Below are 18,343 nucleotides of genomic sequence, written 5' to 3'. Positions count from 1 at the left end.
CAATGTTGCGACCCTGAAACGACTACTCTTTTGTAGTCTGATTTTCTGTTTGATGGGCACAGAGCTTAGGGCTCAGGACGATAGTCCGTACTATCTCAATGGTGCTTTTGATGAATACATAGAGTATCTGATACACATGGAGAGAATTCAAATCACTCATCATTTAAATCAGCCTTTTACGGCCAAGGTACTCTATGATGCCATAAGTAAGGATAGCCTTTTAAAAGAAGAGTATATGGCAGGTTTGCTTCTCAAAGATCTTAAGAGATACTTGCCGGAAGAGACCACAAAAGGCAAGCTAATACTAGGGCTCGATGCTTCACCCAAGTTTCAGAACATTCGTGATAAAGCCAGTGGCGAGTTCAGCGCTACTCCCTCTGTGAGCTATAGTTACAAAAACATTCTGGCCTACAGTGCCTATACTGCCAACACGGAATACCTTAATGATACACTACTTTTTGGGTCTGTAGGAAAGCTGCTTAATGAAAATTTCGGACGCACATCCACCAGTTATCTCAGGTACGACAGCGATCATTTAAGGGTTTTTTACGGTCGACTTGATAGGAATTATGGTTTGATCAATACCTCCAGCCTCATTCGCTCAGATAATCCTTTCTCTTACGATCACTTTAGTTTTAGCTGGTTCAATAAACATTTCAAATACAGTTTCTCAGCAGCCAGACTAGATGATGTATTTGGCTTTGATTCTAGAGAAGAATCCCCTGTTTCGGACTGGAATAGAAGATTTTATAGTTTTCATAGGCTGGATTTATCCCTGTCTAACAGGTTTAAAATTGCCCTTACAGAGACTATCTTATATGGCGGAGAGAGACAACAAGTGGTACCGGCCTTCTTCAATCCTATGAATATCTTTTTTCTTTCTAAGGCCAGCGACCGTAGGGGTTTGGAAGAAGGAAACGCCAACGCTTTTGGATCAATAGAACTGTATTACAAGACAAAGAGAACCGCATTTTTTGCTCAGTTTCTTATCGATGATATGGATTTTACAAAGGCACTGCGCGAACAGTTTCCGGATAGAGTTGGGTTTTTATCCAGAGTCATATTTACCGATTTGGTTCCTAAATCTCAATTCAAAATCGGCTATGAGATCTTGAGTAATTGGACGTATAACTCCTTTTATACTTATGGTAACTATACTTTCAATGGAAGTAGCTTAGGATTTCCTGTCAACGGCTTTGAGGGGTTGACGGTGAATTTTGACTATTTCGGTTTAGATAAACTCTATTTATCGTTTGACCTATTTTTAAATCAACGCAGAGACCAGGACCTCGGAGTAGCATTTACAGGAGAGAAGTCAGAATTTCCTATTGGCATCGCACAAAAACTTAAAGAGCTTAGATTTAGAGCCAGATATCTTCCAAAAGTTAATCTTTCTTTTGACCTGCAGGTAGGGTATGAGTCGATAAGCAACTATCTTAATCAGGATAATAACAACGAGAATTTTTTCAATTTGACCCTTTCCGCTTCGTATAGTGGACTTTTAAGCGGACTATTGTGATAAAATGATCCTACAGAAAGTTATTTTTCTAATCAATAAGTGATGAGATTTGCCCGAAATTCAAATGGAATTGGACAGTATTATTGATTATGTCAATGGTCAAAACTTGTTCATAGAATGAACCTTATAAGTCTTTGAATTTTAGTGTGGTATAATTTTTTTTCATATTTGTGTCAAACATCAAACACAAAACTATGTCTGTAGACAACATTTATGGAGATGTAAAGTACGATCTTTTATTAGAGTCTTTGCCAAAGTGTGCCTTTGAACTCGTCAATGATTATATCCTGACTGAGGGCTCAAAAGACTACTATGCATTTGAAACCTCTTCAACCTTCAACATTAGAAATACTTTAAACAATAGAAAATGTGATGCTATTGTTAACCTTAAGCCTACGAATGATCTAGGTTATATTAATAAGTTCTTTGAATGTGTTAATACATCGCTGAAAACTGGGGGGCGTTTCTTTATCGTTGCTGAAATGGCACTTCAAAGAAAGCGAAGGATTCTCAAGAAGTACCCTTTTGGATTGAATTGGATGCTGTACTTCATGGACTTCGTATTTCATAGGGTGTTCCCGAAACTCGAACCAACGAGAAGGTTTTACTTTTTTATTAAGGGAAGCAGAAGTAGGGTCTTACATGAAATTGAAGTGTTAGGCAGGTTGTATTCTTGTGGTTTCGAGTTAGTAAAGAAAAGAAAAGCTAACGGCCTGACTTATATGGTATTGGAGAAGGTGAGTGAACCTACATATTCTATGGAGCCCACTTATGGTTTATTCATAAGACTTAATAGAGTTGGTAAAGGAGGAAAGAAAATCAAAGTAAGAAAGCTTCGTTCAATGTATGCTTATTCGGAGTTTATCCAGGAATACATATATCAAAACTATAGTTTGGCCGAGGGTGGTAAGCTTAAAAGAGACCCTAGGGTCTCCAAGGCGGGTAAGATTTTTCGAAAGTACTGGATTGATGAGTTGCCAATGATTTGGAACTTATTAAATGGTGATTTAAAGTTAGTGGGGGTAAGACCTTTAAGTCCACACTACTTGAGTCTTTATCCAGAAACAGCAGTAGAGGCACGGTTAAAGACAAAGCCGGGATTAGTTCCACCATTTTATTGTGACATGCCAAAGACTTTTGATGAGATTGTCGCATCAGAAATGAAGTATTTAGAAGCTTATAGAAAGAACCCTCTTGGTACGGATATCAGATACTTCTTTTTGGCAGTAAAAAATATTCTTTTCAAAGGAGCTCGAAGTCAATAAACTGATCTAGCGCTTTAAAGTCTCATCAATTTCGTGAAAAGGCGGCTACCCATTTTGTTGGTCTTTTCTTTTATCTTGCGTCTTATTCAAAAATTTACATTATAAATGGTGAGTCGTTTTCTGGTATTTGTTTTTCTGCAGCTCTTTCTGGTAGGTTTCAGTGACAATCTCCAAAGTCAAACATTACTTGATTTTACTGGGGTCAAATTGGAGAAACTCTCTGATCAGCGAATTCAGTCATTAATGAGACAAGCGACTGCCTTAGGCTATTCGGAGTCTGATCTTTTGGAATTGGCGCGACAGCAAGGATGGTCAAGTTCAGAGATAGATCAGTTTAGGCAGAGAATTGACAATGTCAAGACCTCAAGAATTTCAGAGGCATCATCTGATATTATTTCTGACTCTCGCCTAAGAGGAGCTTATTTTGACTCGCTCAACTCAAAGAGCAGGGTTATTTCCGATGTTTTTGGACTTGACTTTTTTGGAAACAAAAGCCCTTTTTTAAGCTTTGGTTCCTCTCAGAATTTACCAACGCCTGCCAATTATATTCTAGGTCCCGGAGACGAGCTTTTTATTGATATTTATGGTTCTTCAGAGCAGTACTATCAAGCCGAAATTAGCCCTGATGGGATAGTGCTTTTAGAGAATATTGGCCCTATTCATGTCTCCGGTTTAAGGATTGAAGAGGCAAAAAGGGTGCTCAAACAAAAACTATCAGGATTCTATAAGGAGTTGGTGGGCTCAAACCCAAAAAGTAGTTTGGGTGTAAGTCTTGGCTCAGCCCGATCAATATCGGTAAGCATAGCAGGTGAAGTTGAGGTACCCGGCACCTATAATTTGAGTGCTTTCTCTACAGTATTGAATGCCTTATACCTATCGGGTGGTGTAAGAGAGAATGGAACACTAAGAGAGATAAAGATTGTCAGAGGAGGAAAACTAACATCCACTATAGATCTATACCCATACCTTGTCGATGGCATGCTCTCTGATGAGGGTTGGCTGAAAGATGGTGATGTAGTGATCGTAGGTGTTTATACAAATAGGGTGAGTTTGGCAGGTGAAGTCAAACGAGCAGGGAGATTTGAATTGAAGGAGGGGGAAAATCTAGAAGACCTAATAAGATTTGGGGGAGGGTTCTCTGAATTCGCTTTGACGAAGCAAATATCGCTGACACGCAATCTAGAAGGAGAGAAGTTTGTTTCAGACATTTTCGCACAGCAGTTTCCTTTATTTGAGCCCAAACCAGGTGACATTTACAATATACCGAGGGTTTTAGACAGGTTTAGGAATAGGGTTCAAGTAAAAGGCGCAGTTTTCAGACCTGGTGACTATGCCATTGAAGATGGTTTGACAGTTACTCAACTTATTGATAAGGCTGCTGGTTTGAAAGGGGATGCCGTCTTTCAGCGCGCCTTGATTGTAAGAACTAAACCAGACCTGAGTACGGAGAACATTTCTTTTGATCTAGGTCAATTGATTGAAGGTAAGACCAGTGATATTACCTTGGAAAGAGAGGATGTGCTTCAGATATTCTCCATACACGATCTGGGTGAAGAGCAATATGTCGAAGTATCCGGAGAGGTGAACAACGGAGGAATTTTTGGGTTTTCGGATAATATGACCATAGAAGATTTGATTGCCCTGGCTGGTGGATTAAAATCTTCGGCCTCTTCTTCTCGCATAGAGATAACGCGAAGATTGGGAGATTCAGAAAGTGGAGCTATTTCTGAAGTGCTTGTCCGAGACATTCAAAATGACCTGAAGTTATCTGACTCCTCATTTGTTTTAATGCCTTATGATCATGTATTGGTCAGAAAAAACCCAAACTTCTTCACCCAACGATTTGTGGTTGTTGAAGGACAGGTGGAGTTCCCAGGGGATTATGCAATCAAAGACCAAAATGAGAGAATATCGAGTCTCTTGGAGAGGTCTGGAGGGGTTAATCAGTTTGCATTTGTGGAGGGCGCCAGCTTGTTGCGAAAAACAGAGTTTTATTCTGAGTCCTCGGACATTGAACTTCAGATTAATGACCTGCAAATGCTTCTAGAGAGGTTTGACGAAAACCCAGAATCGCTGACGGAATCTCAGTTGGCACAACTTGAGCGTATTAACGGAGAACTCGAAAAATTGAGTAACTCTGCCGAAGAGAATCAAAACCTTTCTTCATTTGCTAAACGCGAAAGGTTAAAGGAAATAGTAAAAAGGAATACTCTCTATGGCGAAGTAGAGCTGAAAGAATCTGAGGCAATAGGGATTGATCTCGAGAAAATTTTGGCTAACCCAGGGTCAAAGCATGACCTGATTCTTCAGGAGGGTGATGTATTGGTAATTCCAAAAGAAGCAGAAACGGTCAGGCTCAGAGGTAGAGTACTTTATCCGACAACAGTTCTTTTCGAAAAGGAAAGATCCTTGAGACACTTCATTGATAAGGCAGGAGGGTTTGACAACAGGGCTAAAAGACGAGGGACCTATGTGATTTATCCTAATGGAAGTGTTGCTCGAACCAAGGGATTCTTGTTCTTCAGAAATTATCCAAAAGTGACAGCCGGATCAGAAATTATAGTTCCAGCAAAGCCTCCGAAGATTCCAGTGACTCCTGGAGAGATCATTGGTATTACTAGCGGTTTGGCCACACTGGCTTTATTAGTCAGTCAAATAGATTTCTCCTCCTCAGGAAATTAATGGAAAAGAAAGATCAATATATAGATGAGAACAAAGTTTCTCCCCAGCAGGCCATTGAGAATATCTCAATGTGGCTATCAATGATATTGAGGAAGAAATGGTGGATTGTCATGGCCGCGGTGTTTTTGGCGGCATTATTATTTGGATATAATCAGCTCAAAAAGCTTAAATATTCGGCTTCAACGAGCTTTGTTTTGGAAACAGGTGCTTCTGACGGACTAGGACAGTTTTCGTCATTGGCAAATTTGGCCGGTATTAATTTGAATAGTACAGGTTCAGGGGCTGCCTTTCAAATAGACAATATTATAAAGTTGTATACTTCCTATCGAATGTTGTCAGAGACTTTGCTGACCGAGGCAGAGTTTAATGGGAAATCGACACTACTGATAGATCGGTATGCCGAAAATAAGGGACTTAGAAAGCGTTGGAATAAAGTAGAGGAATTGACAAGTATCGATTTCCATTTGCCAAGAGAGCAATTTACAATTGCTCATGATAGTTTGATTAAGGAGGTAATCAAGGAGCTGAATGAGGGTGGTTTGTCTGTGGATAAGCCCGATCGAAAAATGAGCATTTTGGTGGTGAATGTGGTCGATCATGATGAGCTCTTTGCAAAAGCATTTAATGAGGCTCTAGTACATAATGTCAACGAGTTTTATGCAAAGACAACTACCTCAAATTCGGGTGAAAATCTGCGCATTCTTCAATCACAGGCAGACAGTCTTAAACTACTTCTCGACAAGCTGATACTTGATTTTGCAAGACTTTCCGAAGAGAACCCCAACTTAAATCCACTGAGATTAAGTGAACAGGTGCCACTTCAGAAGACACAAGTGGATATTCAAATTACCACAGCCTCATACACAGAAATTATAAAAAACTTAGAAATTGCCAAGATTACACACAGAAACAATCAGCCTCTAGTCCAAATTATTGACTCGCCAATCCTGCCTCTGGATAACAACAAATGGACAACGTTCAGAACCTTGTTAGGAGGATTGTTTTTTGGTGGTCTTTTGATGATTCTTTATTTGTCTATTAAGCAGATAATAATGACGGCTCTCAAGGAATGAGATTTTATGCCGAGTAATTCCTCTCCTTTTTTATGGATTAAGAAGAGTCCTTTTCGAAACTTTACTTCTCTTTCCTTTATACAGGCCATTAACATTGGTATTGGTCTATTGGCCACTCCAATAATTTTCAGTGCTGTAGGTGAGCAGCAATATGGAATGATCAATTTGGCCTTGTCTATCATGATGTTATTGAATGTACTGATCGGTTTTGGCTTCCATCTCAGCGGCCCTCGAGAAATCGCCATTCTGTTATCAAAGGGGCAGCCACTGTCCAATATTTTTGCACAAATAATTTTTAGCAAGAGTCTCATTGCCCTTATCACTGTATCCCTTTTATTCTTCCTTTCTTTAGGGCTTGGCTTTTTTCCCAATTACAGATTAATATTACTTTTCTCGATTACGATTATTCTTGCAGAAGTCATTAACCCCCTTTGGTTTCTGATGGGAGCGGAACGAATGCGTATGCTCTCCATTGGCAATTTGGCCAGTCGCTTGATATATCTTCTTTTGGTATTCCTATTTGTAAAAGGTTTAGAAGATTCTTCTAAAGTCAATTTTCTCTTTGGGTTGACGGCCATGGTTGTCAACTTATTGTTGGTTTGGAAGATTGTTAAAGACTTTCGACTGACCTTCAGATTGCAATCAATTCATACAGTTTTTTCAACAATTTCTTCCAATACATATCTCTTTCTATCTTCTGTTGCCGGTCATTTTTCAGTACACAGTGCGATAATCATCTTAAGCAACCTTGTTTCAGATGCTGCCCTTGGTGTCTATAGTCTTGCCCAAAAAGTGCCGATTGTTCTCCGGATGATTCCGGTTTTAGTGACTCAATCTATTCTTGCGAAAGCCAGTGTATTTTATCAGGATGACCGTATTTCTTTTAATAGAATGGTTGGTGGGGCTTATCTATTGACTTTGCTTTTTACCCTCTTGACGAGTTTATCCTTATATTTTTTGTCAGATCAGGTAGTTTACTTTCTTTCTGCCGGTACCAATACCAATGCGGGAAAAGTTTTAGAAAAGTTGGCATTCATCCCTTTTTTGGCTGCTTTGAACGTTGGAAACATGACGATCATGTTGAGTGCCGGTTCGAAGAAATTGCTTTTTGACAGTACCTGGATATGCAGTACTGTTATGATGGTAGTGGGCTTTTTTGGGGCTTACTTGAGAGGAGTTGAAGGTATGGCCTACGCCTTGCTTTTTTCGGAATTATTCATATTCACGACTCAGGGAATCATGACTTTCCGAATGCTGAATACAGAGACCAAATCATTTTATAATTCACTTTTTAAAATTGCAAGGAGTGTTTTTGGAGATAAAGCATATGGAAGTGGTCGAAATACAGAATAAAGTGTTTCTCCTCCTTGTGGAATCTAAATAGGATGAGATATTTGTGATCAATCTGAGGAAATGAAAAAGAATATCATTATTACGGGTGTAGCCGGCCTTCTTGGGAGTAGACTTGCAGACTGGCTCATTGAGCACCATCTGGAGTATGAGATCGTTGGAATCGATGATTTAAGTGGAGGGTATAGAGAAAATGTTCCTGATCAGGTGGTCTTTTATGAATTGGATTGTAAAGACAAGACCCTGAATTCAATTTTCGAACAGCACAAACCGGAATATGTGTTTCATTTTGCCGCATATGCTGCAGAAGGACTATCACCGTTCATCAGAACCTTTAACTATCAAAACAACCTCATCGCCACGGCCAACATTATTAATGAGTGTATTCGCCATGATGTGAAGAGACTTGTATTCACGAGTTCTATGGCAGTGTATGGAAAAGGGACTCCGCCTTTTGATGAATCTGATCGCCCCAGCCCCATTGATCCTTACGGTATAGCAAAATATGCCTGTGAAATGGATATTCAGGTGGCGGGTGAACAGCATGGGCTTGACTGGTGTATCATTCGCCCACACAACGTATATGGTATTAAACAGAATATCTGGGATTCGTATCGTAATGTGCTGGGAATCTGGATGTTTCAGTATATATGTGGTCAGCCGATGAGTGTATTTGGTGATGGGTCACAGAAACGTGCTTTTAGCTTTATAGATGATTGTCTAAAACCTCTGTGGGCAGCCGCAGTGGAACCCAGAGCATCCAAGGAGATCATTAACTTAGGGTCAGGTGTTGAACATTCAATATTGCAGGCCAACGAAATTCTTCGCGAGGTCATAGGTGAGGGAGAAGTGGCATTTAGAGAACAAAGACATGAGGTGAAGAACGCACACCCTACATGGCAAAAATCAGTGGACATTCTGGCTTTCGAGGATAAAACCGACCTTAGAACAGGACTTAGTATTATGTGGGAATGGGCAAAGCGCCAGTCATATAGAGAAAAATTTGTGTGGGATCAATACGAGCTGGATCAAGGTATTTATGACTTCTGGAAAACAGGCAATTTAAAGAAGCCTAATCCCGCCTAAATCTGGAATTCACTACCATGGACCCATCTGTAGCCATTATCATCGTCAATTGGAACAGTGTCGATGTTACAAGACCATGTTTGGCTTCACTAAGAGGACTAGATTATCCTGCTTATAAAGTAATTGTAGTAGATAACGGGTCGACAGATGATTCAGACAAAATTCTGGAATCTGAATTTGAAGAAGTGGTATTTCTCCGTAATCAGGAGAATCTGGGCTTTACTGGTGGTAATAATCGGGGTATTACCTATGCCTTGGAAGAGAATTTCGATTTCACCATGCTACTCAACAATGACACGATCGTCACCCCTCCATTTCTTTCAAGATTAATTACCGCTTTCGGAAAAGATAGTTCACTAGGTGCAGTACAACCGAAGATTCTCTATAATCAGGAACGGGACGTAATTTGGAATGCCGGAGGTATTTTTAATAAGGTTTGGGCTATTACACGAACCCGAGGACAAGGGGAAAAAGATATGGGCCAGTATGATGAGGCGGGTGCCACCCCTTGGGTGACCGGCTGTTGCTTTTTAGTAAAAAGCAGTATTATCAAACAGATTGGTAGTCTTGACGACCGGTTTTTTATTTACTATGAAGATACGGATTGGTCATTCAGGATTACAAAAGCAGGTTATAGCCTTGGCTATGAACCCAGTGCGCAGATCTATCATGAGGTAGGAATGTCCAATAACAACAGGAAGAACTATGGAGAGGGAACCCTATCGCCCTTTACACATTATGTCACTGTAAGGAATCATATCTATATGATAAGAAAGCACCAAAAAGGAATTTATTTGGTGACCGCCTGGCTTTTTCAAGCATATAAAGTTTTTGTTAGGTTGGTTTATTTCTTTGTGAGCCGAAAACCTAAGAAATTTCAGGCTACCCTTAGAGGGCTGAGAGAAGGCATAAAAAACTAACGGCTCTTAATCGCGACTACCCTCTCACATTGCCCTTCAGAGTACACAACTTCCTGATTTCCGAATTTCTCTTTGATCAATTCCAAGCCTTCCGATCCTTTTCTGACATCGATGATGAGTTTACCCCCCGGTGCCAGCTTGTCGAAAACAGTATCAAGATAGGTGCTGACCGGATAATGATAGCCCCATGAAATTAGAGATACGACCAAGTCAAATGATACTGGGAATAATATCTCATTGTCATCAGTAGCTTCCTGCAGGTGGATATTGGATTTTGGTACCCCATTCTGCTCCAGGAACCCTCTCGAATATTCCATAGAGTTGTAGAAAGAACCAGATGGCTCATATCCATAGAATACTTCTTCTTGAATGCTTGTTTTGTCTATTAGATGGAGGTTCACTTCATGTTGGTAGGTCTGAGAAAGGAATAAGTCTATGCCCGCAATACCACAACCTATATCAAGAATATTGGAGGCAGTTGCAGGTAGATGCGGTTTAATTGAATTAAAATCACGCAAGATGTCATCAGTGTAACGCTTGGCGATTCTGGTAGGGCTCAATCTTGCGTTCAGATGAACCAATTTTTTAAAGGTAGAGCCGGCTTTGATCAGGCCAGCTTTCTCCAGCGTCTTTTTTGCCATACGGTCTATTGAAAGACCTCTGATGTAAGCAGTTCTCTGGTAGAGAATATAAGGGAAACAGGCAGGTGGTATATTAATGTTCATGTATTGCTAAATTTACATTTCGCAAATGACTTCAAAGATGCGACTAATCGTTGAACCTTCTACGCTGATAGTAAGGTAAATTGATCAAAAGATGAGATATTTTACATAATAGAAATTTCTAAGGTCAGTGGTACTCACGTTATTCGTCCTACAAATACTGGTTCTCACTTATGGTGTGGGTGTAATCTTATATTGTTTTAACAAAATTGTAGTTCAGGGAAAACCAGAGTATCTACTATTATTCTTTTGCCTTTTTGCTCCTGCCTACACTACCATCTTAAGTCTTGCCTACCAACTTTCGGGAACTCCTTTGCTGGTGGCCTTCTTTAAATATGCTAAGGAAGTGCTGACGCTTGGAGCATTGGCCGTATTCGTTTTCGGAAGGCGAAAGCCACTTGATTATGGTGTGCGCATGTATTCGCTCGATTATGCCATAATGGTCTTTTTGGCCTTAGCCCTGGTCTTCGCCCTGATGCCTATTGGCCCTTCTAGTTTTGTAAACAAAGCCGTTTACTTCAAAAACTTACTTTTGCTGGGCATCATGTATTTTTTGGGCAGAAACATAAAGCTCTCTTATGACTTTCAGAAAAAGATTTTTAATGCCATTCTGGCTACCCTTGTACTCGCATTTATTGTCACAGGCTTTGAAAAGTTGACAAATACTCATTTTCAGTCGATCATTGGGTATAGTGCCTACAATCAGGACATAATGGACATTGAACCAACTGGCAATTATGGTTTGCAATGGACCTTCGAGGCCGCAGGAGGAGTCAAGCGGTTCGCTGCCTTTTTTCATAGCCCTCTTGCACTTGCCTCTAGTATGTTGCTTACCTTGATTGTGGCATTCGCGCTATTTACATCCGTCAAGTATAGGCTGAATAAACTCAAGTATCTGCTCTTGATGTTGCTTGCCGTGATGTGCTTGATTTTCGCCTATTCCAGGGCAGCCATTGGGGGGATTTTTCTGGCTGGAGTGTTTCTGGCTTTTACTTTTGGTTACAGGAAGCTGATTTATACAGGCTTACTTAGCCTTTTAGTTTTTTGGTTGTATGTTGTTTTTCTAGCGCCCGAGGATGTTCGCTACTATGTGTTTGATACCATTAGTTTTTCAGACAGTTCAAGCCTGGGTCATATTGCTGAATGGATTGAAGGTATCGAGACTGCCACGCAAAATCCTCTGGGTTATGGTTTGGCCACTAGTGGCAATGTCGGGGGGGTTGATGAAGACCTTCAGGTAGGTGGTGAAAATCAGTACATTATCTTTGCTGTACAGTTAGGCATTCCAGGTCTAATCGTATACTTGTCTGTGATTTTTCTCACCATCTCAGTTAGTCTCAGAGCATATAGAATGTCTGATACCCGTCAGGATAAACTAATTCCCCTGATTACGGCTTCATTTAAGTTTGGTCTGCTATTTTTAATGATGTTTTCGAATACTGAAAACTATGGCAATATTTCTTATCTCATTTGGTGGTTTGCAGGGACATCCGTGGCGATCTACTCAACGGCAAAGTATGACTCTTCTTTAAAGTTTAAGTATGCTACCAACTGACTTGGTATTGCGTTGGTCTTCTGAAAAACCAGTTAACAACTTCGTTCAATGAGTCAAAAAGTAATCATTGATACTTTTTTTCAGCTTTATGCGGATACCGGCATCAGGACCTACACTGATTTACTTGTAAAGGCGGCAGTCGATGAAGGAGTAAGTGAAAATCACTATCAAAGTGTGCCGTCTATTCAGCTGGTAAATCGGACTAAGTTTTTCAGACATAATCCAAATAGGTTTAAACGTTGGTTATTTCAATTGCTTTATCTGTTCTGGAAGCAATTTGTACTGCCCATAATCACTTTGCTGAGGAGAGCGGACGTACTAATTTGCCCTGATTATGTGTCTCCCATGTGGAAACTCCCATGCCTTAAGATGCAAGTGATTCATTCACCATTCTTTTGGCAACACCCTGAGAACTATAGCAACCTTTGGCTCAAATACCAGAAATGGCTGATTAAGAAGGGATTTAGAGGCAGGTCATTAGGGCTTACTACGAGTCATTATGTAAAAAAGGCAATGGATGAGTATCTGGATCAACCTCTGGAAGTGGTGTATCAGCTGAGTAAACCATTGAGTATTTCGCCATCGGGCTCTCCATCCAGACTTACGCAAATGATCAAAGGCTCCGCATTCATATTACATGTGGGTTATTTTGATCAGCGCAAAAACCTGCCAATATTGGTTCGTGCGTTTGATATTCTTAGGAAGCACACGAATTACTCTGAATATAAATTGGTGTTAGCTGGTGGAAGAGGAATTGGCAAAAAGAATGATGCCTTTACTGAGGTTGAGGAATTGGTTGACGAGCTTGGACTAGCAGAACAGATAGTTCTGCCGGGTTTCGTTGATGAAGAGGAATTGGCCTGGCTCTATGCTGAGTCCAAACTCTATGTTTTTCCATCATACAATGAGGGTTTCGGTATCCCAATTCTGGAGGCCATGTCGGCTGATGTACCAGTAATCGTTTCAGACTGTGGTTCTCTGATGGAAATAGGCGATGATGCGGTAGTGTCATTTTCTACGTTCAATGCAGAAGACCTGGCTGGCAAAATGGAGCGTGTCTTGAGCGACAATATTCTAAATCATAACTTGGTGGAAAAGGGGAAGAAACGGCTTGGCCAGTTCACAAAAGAGAAGCTAATGAGCCGAATCGATAAACTAATAAAAGAAAATGCAGCCTAAGAATATCCTGGCACTTCATAGTTCTTCCGATTTGTATGGAGCTAGTAAGAGTTTTGTACGTAGCGTACTGGGCTGGAAGGCTGCAGGTCACCGGGTGATGGTTGTGATTTCCGAACCTGGCCCTTTGAGCGATCATCTTGTGGAAAATGGTATCGAAGTGGAGTTTATGTCATTGGGTATCATACGAAGGAAATACATGAACATTAGCGGGCTCTTCAACAGAGGAAGTCGAATGTACTCTGCCTTCTGGAAACTAAAGAAGCTTATTAAGAAAAACTCCATTGATGTGGTTTATTCCAATACTATTGGGGTTCTGATTGCGGGTTTTGTAGCAAAATATTTGGGTGTAAGACATATCTGGCATGTTCGGGAGATCACGCTTTCTCCAAAATGGTTTAAGTCTGCTATTGGCTTCCTGCTCAACAGACTCAGCAGTCTGGTCATTGTTGTCTCCGGACCAGTAAGAGACCATTGGGGCAACCAAGTCAGTAAAGAAAAGATTAAGCTCATATATAATGGTCTCAACCCTGATGGCTATGATGGAATCAATTACCCATTAAAGCGTGAGTTGGGCCTTGATGAGGACGTATTACTTCTGGGTATGGTGGCCCGAGTCAACTTTTGGAAAGGACATGTCTATTTTCTTGAGATTTTCAATATTCTCAGGCAGGAATTTCCCCAACTACATGCCGTAATGGTGGGAGACGCCTATCCAGGTTACGAATATATTTATGATGAGATCAATAAGTTCGTCTCTGAAAATGATTTGACCACCAATGTACATGATCTGGGCTATCGAACAGACATCAATAAAATTCTGTCCGGCCTCGACCTTTTTGTTTTGCCTTCTATTTTACCCGACCCATTACCTAATACGGTGCTTGAGGGAATGGCTTCCTCTTTAGCAGTATGTGGTACAGCACATGGTGGTGCTTTAGAGATGATCGAAGCAGGGGTTACCGGGGAACACATACCTTGGGACAATGCTTCTGATGCAGCCGCCAAAATAGCTGTGATTTTAAGAGATGAAGCGTTGAGAACGGAAATGGGTCAGGCAGGACGGCAGCGTGTGCTGGATATGTTTACCGTAGAGGCCTATCAAAGTGAGATGGTGAAAGTATTAGAGGACTAACTCGTTTTTTCACACACCAGGGTAACGGTGAATCGAATTGGGCATTTGCCCTTTACTTTGATCCTCCTGAAGAGCCATAACCAGAATTTACTGTTTTCCATAGCCACAAAAGGAGAGGGTGATACCCTTACATTTTTCAGTAAACCATACTTTAATTTTGGTATAGGTAAGACCGTCTTGATGTTGTCAAATCCTTGTCTTCGCAATACGCTGATAATATCTGTATAAGTCGATTCGTTGACATGGCCTCCATTGGCCTCTACCTTACCTGAGTAAGTGAAGTCAATAATACGTGTGATGTCAGATGGGCCAAAAAGACGGTTGGGCAAAATGATAATCAGCTTACCTTTTGCATTGAGCAGTTCATTCACGGATTTCAGATAAACTTCAAAATCTTCAGGTACCAAGTGTTCTATGACATTATCAGAAATAACAGTGTCAAAGTTTTCTTTCATTCTGAAGCTAACTACATCTCCCGCAATAAACTCCACCCCTTCAATGGGAGCCTCGGGTCTGTAAACATCTACTCCCACCAGACGCTTTTCGGGGTAACGCTGGTGAATATTTTTTAAAAACGAGCCGTTTCCACAGCCAAGGTCTATGACAGAGCCAACCTTTATCTCTTTGTTAAACATGGCAACCATATGCGCCTTATCTACCAGATGACTTTTCTTGTCCTTTTTGCCTTTTGCATAGAGGGGTAAAATCTGGTTGTAGAGTTCATTATAAAGCCCCTTCCTTTTCACTGCGGAGGTCTCTTCCAACAAGAGCTTGTGATAGTGAGACTCTATAGAATAAGCGTCTAAAAGGGTCTGTTTATCATAACCCGTGAGATTGGCATATTCATCCAGAAAAGGGAAATCCTCTATTTTCATTTTAGCAATTTCTTCTCCTGCAAATAAAGCCAATGATTTGCTATGTTTGCATGGCCTGAGGCAAATAGTCTATTTCATTGCCAAGGTTTGTTCCGTTAATTGAATGAGTAAATGAGAGTAGCGATCATTGGAGTGAAGGGATACCCCATCGTCTACGGTGGCTTTGACACTTTTGTAAGAGAGTTGGCAGAAAGACTGGTCAAAAGGGGAGTAGATGTCACCATCTATTGCCACAGCGCTTTGTTCAAGGAGAAACCAAGACGGGTAAACGGAATTGACCTGGTTTATATGCCAGCTATTGAGTCTAAATCCCTGAGCCAAATCACACACTCTTTTTTCTCCTTTATTCATGCGAGTGCAGGCAAATCCGATTTACTACTCGTAGTCAATTCGGCCAATGGTCCTTTCGGAATTCTTCCCAAAGTCGCTGGCAAACCTACAGTGATCAATGTGGATGGTTTGGAATGGGAAAGGCCTAAGTGGAAAGGCTTTGGAGCAAAATACTTTTATTGGGCATCTAAGATGGCGACTCGTTTTTACGATCAATTAGTGAATGATGCAGAAGCGATGAGAGAGGTTTATCTGGAACTATTCAATCGCGACAGTGAAGTGATCGCATATGGTTCAACACCAGAGTATTCTCAACGGCCAGAGATGATTGAACAATGGGGTCTAAAAAAAGATGACTATTACGTGATTGTTGGTCGGCTCATCCCAGATAATAATAGTGATCTGATTATTGAAGGTTTTCTTAAGTCCCATTCTCAACGTAAACTGGTAATTGTGGGAGATGTAACTTACAAGGATGAGTATGCTTCCAGAATCAAAAAGATGTCTGAAACGGAGGAGCGTCTTGTATTCACAGGCTTTGTCAAAGATCGCCAGACATTGGCAGAACTATTTCTGAATTCCTATTGCTACTTTCATGGACACGAATATGGGGGTACCAACCCTACTATTTTACAGGCACTTGGATCGGGATGTGCTATTCTGGCACTGGGGACGGTTTTCAACAAAGAAGTACTACAAGATGGTCGCTATGGGATCCTATTTGAGAAGCAACAACAAGCGGTGACCGAACTGGTCAACAGAGTGGAAGCTGAACCTGAGACAGTAACCGATCTGAAGTCAAAGGCTAGAGAGGGCTTGGGTCAACGCTATGATTGGGAACATATTACTGACCGCTACATTGAGGTCTTTGAAAACTTGTTGAAATCAAAGGGAAAGACTTGAACAATAAACTTCCAAACCTAGATGCTTTGAGGCTTTTTTTGGCCATGTCAGTAGTGATTTATCACATCAATGACTTGCTGCCCAAATTTGGTTTGGCTTCATCCTATAACCTCGATTTTCTTTTTAAGGGCCCTCTGGCTGTCAATTACTTTTTTTCACTTAGTGGATTTCTGATAATCCGATTGCTTTGGAAAGAGAAAACCACCTTTGGGCAGATCAACATTGGCAATTTTTATATGAGGAGGATTCTAAGAATTCTTCCTCTCTACTTTATTGTATTGCTTGTTGGCATTCTGGCCTACGAATGGATTATGCCATCGCTGATTCCAGAAATATCTATCGAACGGAGTTATAGCTTCGGTGACCTTATATTTCATTACTTATTTATGTTGCCAAATGTCTTTAAGGCTGAATTTCCTGAGGTAGGTCCGATACTTGATGTGCTTTGGTCCATTGGCATTGAAGAACAGTTCTATTTGTTCATTCCCTTAATTCTGTTTCTTGGCACCAGCCGATGGATTCGTCCTACTTTGTTGCTTTCACTAGTTGTTGTGATTAGCTGCTTCTGGTATTTCAGCAAAATGGACTTCTACTATATGTATTACTTCTATTTTCTTTTTAGTGGCTTGCTGGCCATTCTCCTCGAATCTGGCAAGCTTAAGCAAGTTTTTGGCAATAAGGCCTTTCAGCTACTTGTGCTTTTACTATTCCTTTTGAATTTTACGACCAGCCTCTTTGAAATAGATGACTACTTTCTACGCCATATGGTAAGGATGGTGTTGTCTGGTTTTCTGGTGGCTACTTTGAGTACAAACCCTCTCTTTAAGATCAATAACAAGTATGTCAATCATCTGGGTAAAGTATCTTATGGTATTTATATGTACCATATGATTATTATTTCGGCAGTCGTGGTGGTCTTGTCCAAACTGAACGTAGAATTGAACCTCTTTGGACTACTTGCTTTTTATGCAGTTTGTTGCACGTTAGTTTTTGGTGTGGCCACCTTGTCATATCACTTTGTAGAAAAGAGATTCTTGGGACTGAAGAAAGCCTTTCGTCATGAGCCTGGTTCGCCTTTGGACTGAGGAGATTCCAGGTTGTGGGCAGTAAATGACTTGGACATCCAAAGGAACTTTTCCCTATAAAGAATCGATCCAGGGAAAAGCTTTGACATCTCCGATTTTGACATCAGTCTGATTTCATCGATATATTGTCTGGCAAAACTCGCATTCCATTTTTTAAGACGGCTAACTTTAGTCTTTGTAAGAATGAAGTACTGCAACTTTTTCGGCAAGAACTGAAAGAACGGAAGTAAATAATGTGGCTCCATGAAGAAATATCGATTAGGAGTCTGAATGAAATGTTTTATTCCCACTCTTTGGCATTCTTTTGCCATCTTGATCTGGTTTTCAAAGCTATGAAGGTGCTCGATTACAGAATTGGAAAAAACCAGGTCGAATGAGTTCTCTGCATATTCACTTAGGTCTGTGGCATCTCCACGAACACTTGAAAAGTTATCATATTTCAGGTCTGAAGCCTCTAAATTCAAAAGGGTTATCTGAACATCCTTACGCTGATGAAATTGGTTGAGCACCCAGAATGACTCCTTACCGCCAACATCCAATATCCGAATCGGGTCGGACTCTACCGAAGAAAGAAGCTTTAGAAAATAGCGAAATCTCTTCTGCCGGAACTTACTGCCAAGTGAATTCTTATTTTCCGAAATTGCGAATAGGTTCTTTACACCCATAG

General features: G+C 40.7%; 15 protein-coding genes. 12 read left to right on the top strand and 3 right to left on the bottom strand.

Annotated features, from left to right (window positions below; translation table 11 throughout):
- Positions 1 to 52 precede the first annotated feature (52 nt).
- From BFP71_RS03655 to BFP71_RS03625, 7 genes are all read left to right on the top strand, one after another.
- Positions 53 to 1,519: a capsule assembly Wzi family protein gene (locus tag BFP71_RS03655; protein WP_069834079.1), complete on the top strand. Its 1,467-nt coding sequence runs from the start codon at positions 53 to 55 to the stop codon at positions 1,517 to 1,519.
- A gap of 194 nt (positions 1,520 to 1,713) precedes the next feature.
- Positions 1,714 to 2,784 carry a sugar transferase gene (locus BFP71_RS03650; RefSeq protein ID WP_069834078.1) on the top strand — a complete coding sequence of 357 codons (1,071 nt, stop codon included), beginning with the start codon at positions 1,714 to 1,716 and terminating at the stop codon, positions 2,782 to 2,784.
- A gap of 243 nt (positions 2,785 to 3,027) precedes the next feature.
- Positions 3,028 to 5,466 carry an SLBB domain-containing protein gene (locus tag BFP71_RS03645; protein ID WP_176723310.1) on the top strand — a complete coding sequence of 813 codons (2,439 nt, stop codon included), beginning with the start codon at positions 3,028 to 3,030 and terminating at the stop codon, positions 5,464 to 5,466.
- Positions 5,466 to 6,539, top strand: a complete 1,074-nt coding sequence (locus BFP71_RS03640) for a GumC domain-containing protein (RefSeq protein ID WP_069834076.1) — start codon at positions 5,466 to 5,468, stop codon at positions 6,537 to 6,539. Before BFP71_RS03645 ends, BFP71_RS03640 begins: the two co-directional genes overlap by 1 nt.
- A gap of 6 nt (positions 6,540 to 6,545) precedes the next feature.
- Positions 6,546 to 7,892, top strand: coding sequence for an oligosaccharide flippase family protein (locus tag BFP71_RS03635; RefSeq protein WP_069834075.1), 1,347 nt, complete (start codon positions 6,546 to 6,548; stop codon positions 7,890 to 7,892).
- Positions 7,893 to 7,952: 60 nt separating this feature from the next.
- A complete protein-coding gene (locus BFP71_RS03630; protein WP_069834074.1) occupies positions 7,953 to 8,975 on the top strand; it encodes an NAD-dependent epimerase/dehydratase family protein in 1,023 nt (340 codons plus the stop codon).
- Positions 8,976 to 8,992: 17 nt separating this feature from the next.
- The gene (locus BFP71_RS03625; RefSeq protein ID WP_069834073.1) at positions 8,993 to 9,895 is read left to right on the top strand and encodes a glycosyltransferase family 2 protein; all 903 of its coding nucleotides are present in this window, start codon (positions 8,993 to 8,995) and stop codon (positions 9,893 to 9,895) included.
- Here the strand turns inward: BFP71_RS03625 and BFP71_RS03620 are convergent.
- A complete protein-coding gene (locus tag BFP71_RS03620; protein ID WP_069834072.1) occupies positions 9,892 to 10,620 on the bottom strand; it encodes a class I SAM-dependent methyltransferase in 729 nt (242 codons plus the stop codon). The two genes, BFP71_RS03625 and BFP71_RS03620, sit on opposite strands and share 4 nt — an antisense overlap.
- Before the next feature lie 127 nt (positions 10,621 to 10,747).
- Between BFP71_RS03620 and BFP71_RS03615 the strand changes: the two genes are divergently transcribed.
- From BFP71_RS03615 to BFP71_RS03605, 3 genes are read left to right on the top strand one after another with little or no spacing between them, the layout of a single operon-like run.
- Positions 10,748 to 12,172 (top strand): O-antigen ligase family protein, encoded by a 1,425-nt coding sequence (locus BFP71_RS03615; protein ID WP_088124857.1) that lies wholly within the window; start codon positions 10,748 to 10,750, stop codon positions 12,170 to 12,172.
- Positions 12,173 to 12,220: 48 nt separating this feature from the next.
- Positions 12,221 to 13,351 carry a glycosyltransferase family 4 protein gene (locus BFP71_RS03610; RefSeq protein ID WP_069834071.1) on the top strand — a complete coding sequence of 377 codons (1,131 nt, stop codon included), beginning with the start codon at positions 12,221 to 12,223 and terminating at the stop codon, positions 13,349 to 13,351.
- Positions 13,341 to 14,483 (top strand): glycosyltransferase family 4 protein, encoded by a 1,143-nt coding sequence (locus tag BFP71_RS03605; protein WP_069834070.1) that lies wholly within the window; start codon positions 13,341 to 13,343, stop codon positions 14,481 to 14,483. Before BFP71_RS03610 ends, BFP71_RS03605 begins: the two co-directional genes overlap by 11 nt.
- Here the strand turns inward: BFP71_RS03605 and BFP71_RS03600 are convergent.
- Entirely contained in the window at positions 14,480 to 15,391 is a 912-nt protein-coding gene (locus BFP71_RS03600; RefSeq protein ID WP_069834069.1) for a class I SAM-dependent methyltransferase, read from the bottom strand. The two genes, BFP71_RS03605 and BFP71_RS03600, sit on opposite strands and share 4 nt — an antisense overlap.
- Before the next feature lie 78 nt (positions 15,392 to 15,469).
- On the opposite strand from BFP71_RS03600, the gene BFP71_RS03595 reads away from it, so the two are divergent.
- Positions 15,470 to 16,591: a glycosyltransferase gene (locus tag BFP71_RS03595; protein ID WP_069834068.1), complete on the top strand. Its 1,122-nt coding sequence runs from the start codon at positions 15,470 to 15,472 to the stop codon at positions 16,589 to 16,591.
- Positions 16,588 to 17,676 carry an acyltransferase family protein gene (locus BFP71_RS03590; RefSeq protein WP_069834067.1) on the top strand — a complete coding sequence of 363 codons (1,089 nt, stop codon included), beginning with the start codon at positions 16,588 to 16,590 and terminating at the stop codon, positions 17,674 to 17,676. The genes BFP71_RS03595 and BFP71_RS03590 overlap by 4 nt, the downstream gene beginning before the upstream one ends.
- On the opposite strand, the gene BFP71_RS03585 is transcribed toward BFP71_RS03590, so the two are convergent.
- A complete protein-coding gene (locus BFP71_RS03585) occupies positions 17,649 to 18,341 on the bottom strand; it encodes a class I SAM-dependent methyltransferase (RefSeq protein WP_069834066.1) in 693 nt (230 codons plus the stop codon). The genes BFP71_RS03590 and BFP71_RS03585 overlap by 28 nt on opposite strands.
- Positions 18,342 to 18,343 lie beyond the last annotated feature (2 nt).

Origin of the sequence: Roseivirga misakiensis (assembly GCF_001747105.1) — a bacterium.
In the GTDB taxonomy this organism is placed as follows: Bacteria; Bacteroidota; Bacteroidia; order Cytophagales; family Cyclobacteriaceae; genus Roseivirga; species Roseivirga misakiensis.
This window is presented reverse-complemented; position numbering and strand designations above follow the sequence as displayed.

What these genes read in the sequence shown, in the direction of transcription:
- BFP71_RS03655 (WP_069834079.1), top strand. Translation starts at nt 53, where the DNA reads ATGGGCACAGAGCTTAGGGCTCAGGACGATAGTCCGTACTATCTCAAT.
- BFP71_RS03650 (WP_069834078.1), top strand. Translation starts at nt 1,714, where the DNA reads ATGTCTGTAGACAACATTTATGGAGATGTAAAGTACGATCTTTTATTA.
- BFP71_RS03645 (WP_176723310.1), top strand. Translation starts at nt 3,028, where the DNA reads ATGAGACAAGCGACTGCCTTAGGCTATTCGGAGTCTGATCTTTTGGAA.
- BFP71_RS03640 (WP_069834076.1), top strand. Translation starts at nt 5,466, where the DNA reads ATGGAAAAGAAAGATCAATATATAGATGAGAACAAAGTTTCTCCCCAG.
- BFP71_RS03635 (WP_069834075.1), top strand. Translation starts at nt 6,546, where the DNA reads ATGCCGAGTAATTCCTCTCCTTTTTTATGGATTAAGAAGAGTCCTTTT.
- BFP71_RS03630 (WP_069834074.1), top strand. Translation starts at nt 7,953, where the DNA reads ATGAAAAAGAATATCATTATTACGGGTGTAGCCGGCCTTCTTGGGAGT.
- BFP71_RS03625 (WP_069834073.1), top strand. Translation starts at nt 8,993, where the DNA reads ATGGACCCATCTGTAGCCATTATCATCGTCAATTGGAACAGTGTCGAT.
- BFP71_RS03620 (WP_069834072.1), bottom strand. Translation starts at nt 10,620, where the DNA reads ATGAACATTAATATACCACCTGCCTGTTTCCCTTATATTCTCTACCAG.
- BFP71_RS03610 (WP_069834071.1), top strand. Translation starts at nt 12,221, where the DNA reads ATGAGTCAAAAAGTAATCATTGATACTTTTTTTCAGCTTTATGCGGAT.
- BFP71_RS03605 (WP_069834070.1), top strand. Translation starts at nt 13,341, where the DNA reads ATGCAGCCTAAGAATATCCTGGCACTTCATAGTTCTTCCGATTTGTAT.
- BFP71_RS03595 (WP_069834068.1), top strand. Translation starts at nt 15,470, where the DNA reads ATGAGAGTAGCGATCATTGGAGTGAAGGGATACCCCATCGTCTACGGT.
- BFP71_RS03585 (WP_069834066.1), bottom strand. Translation starts at nt 18,341, where the DNA reads ATGGGTGTAAAGAACCTATTCGCAATTTCGGAAAATAAGAATTCACTT.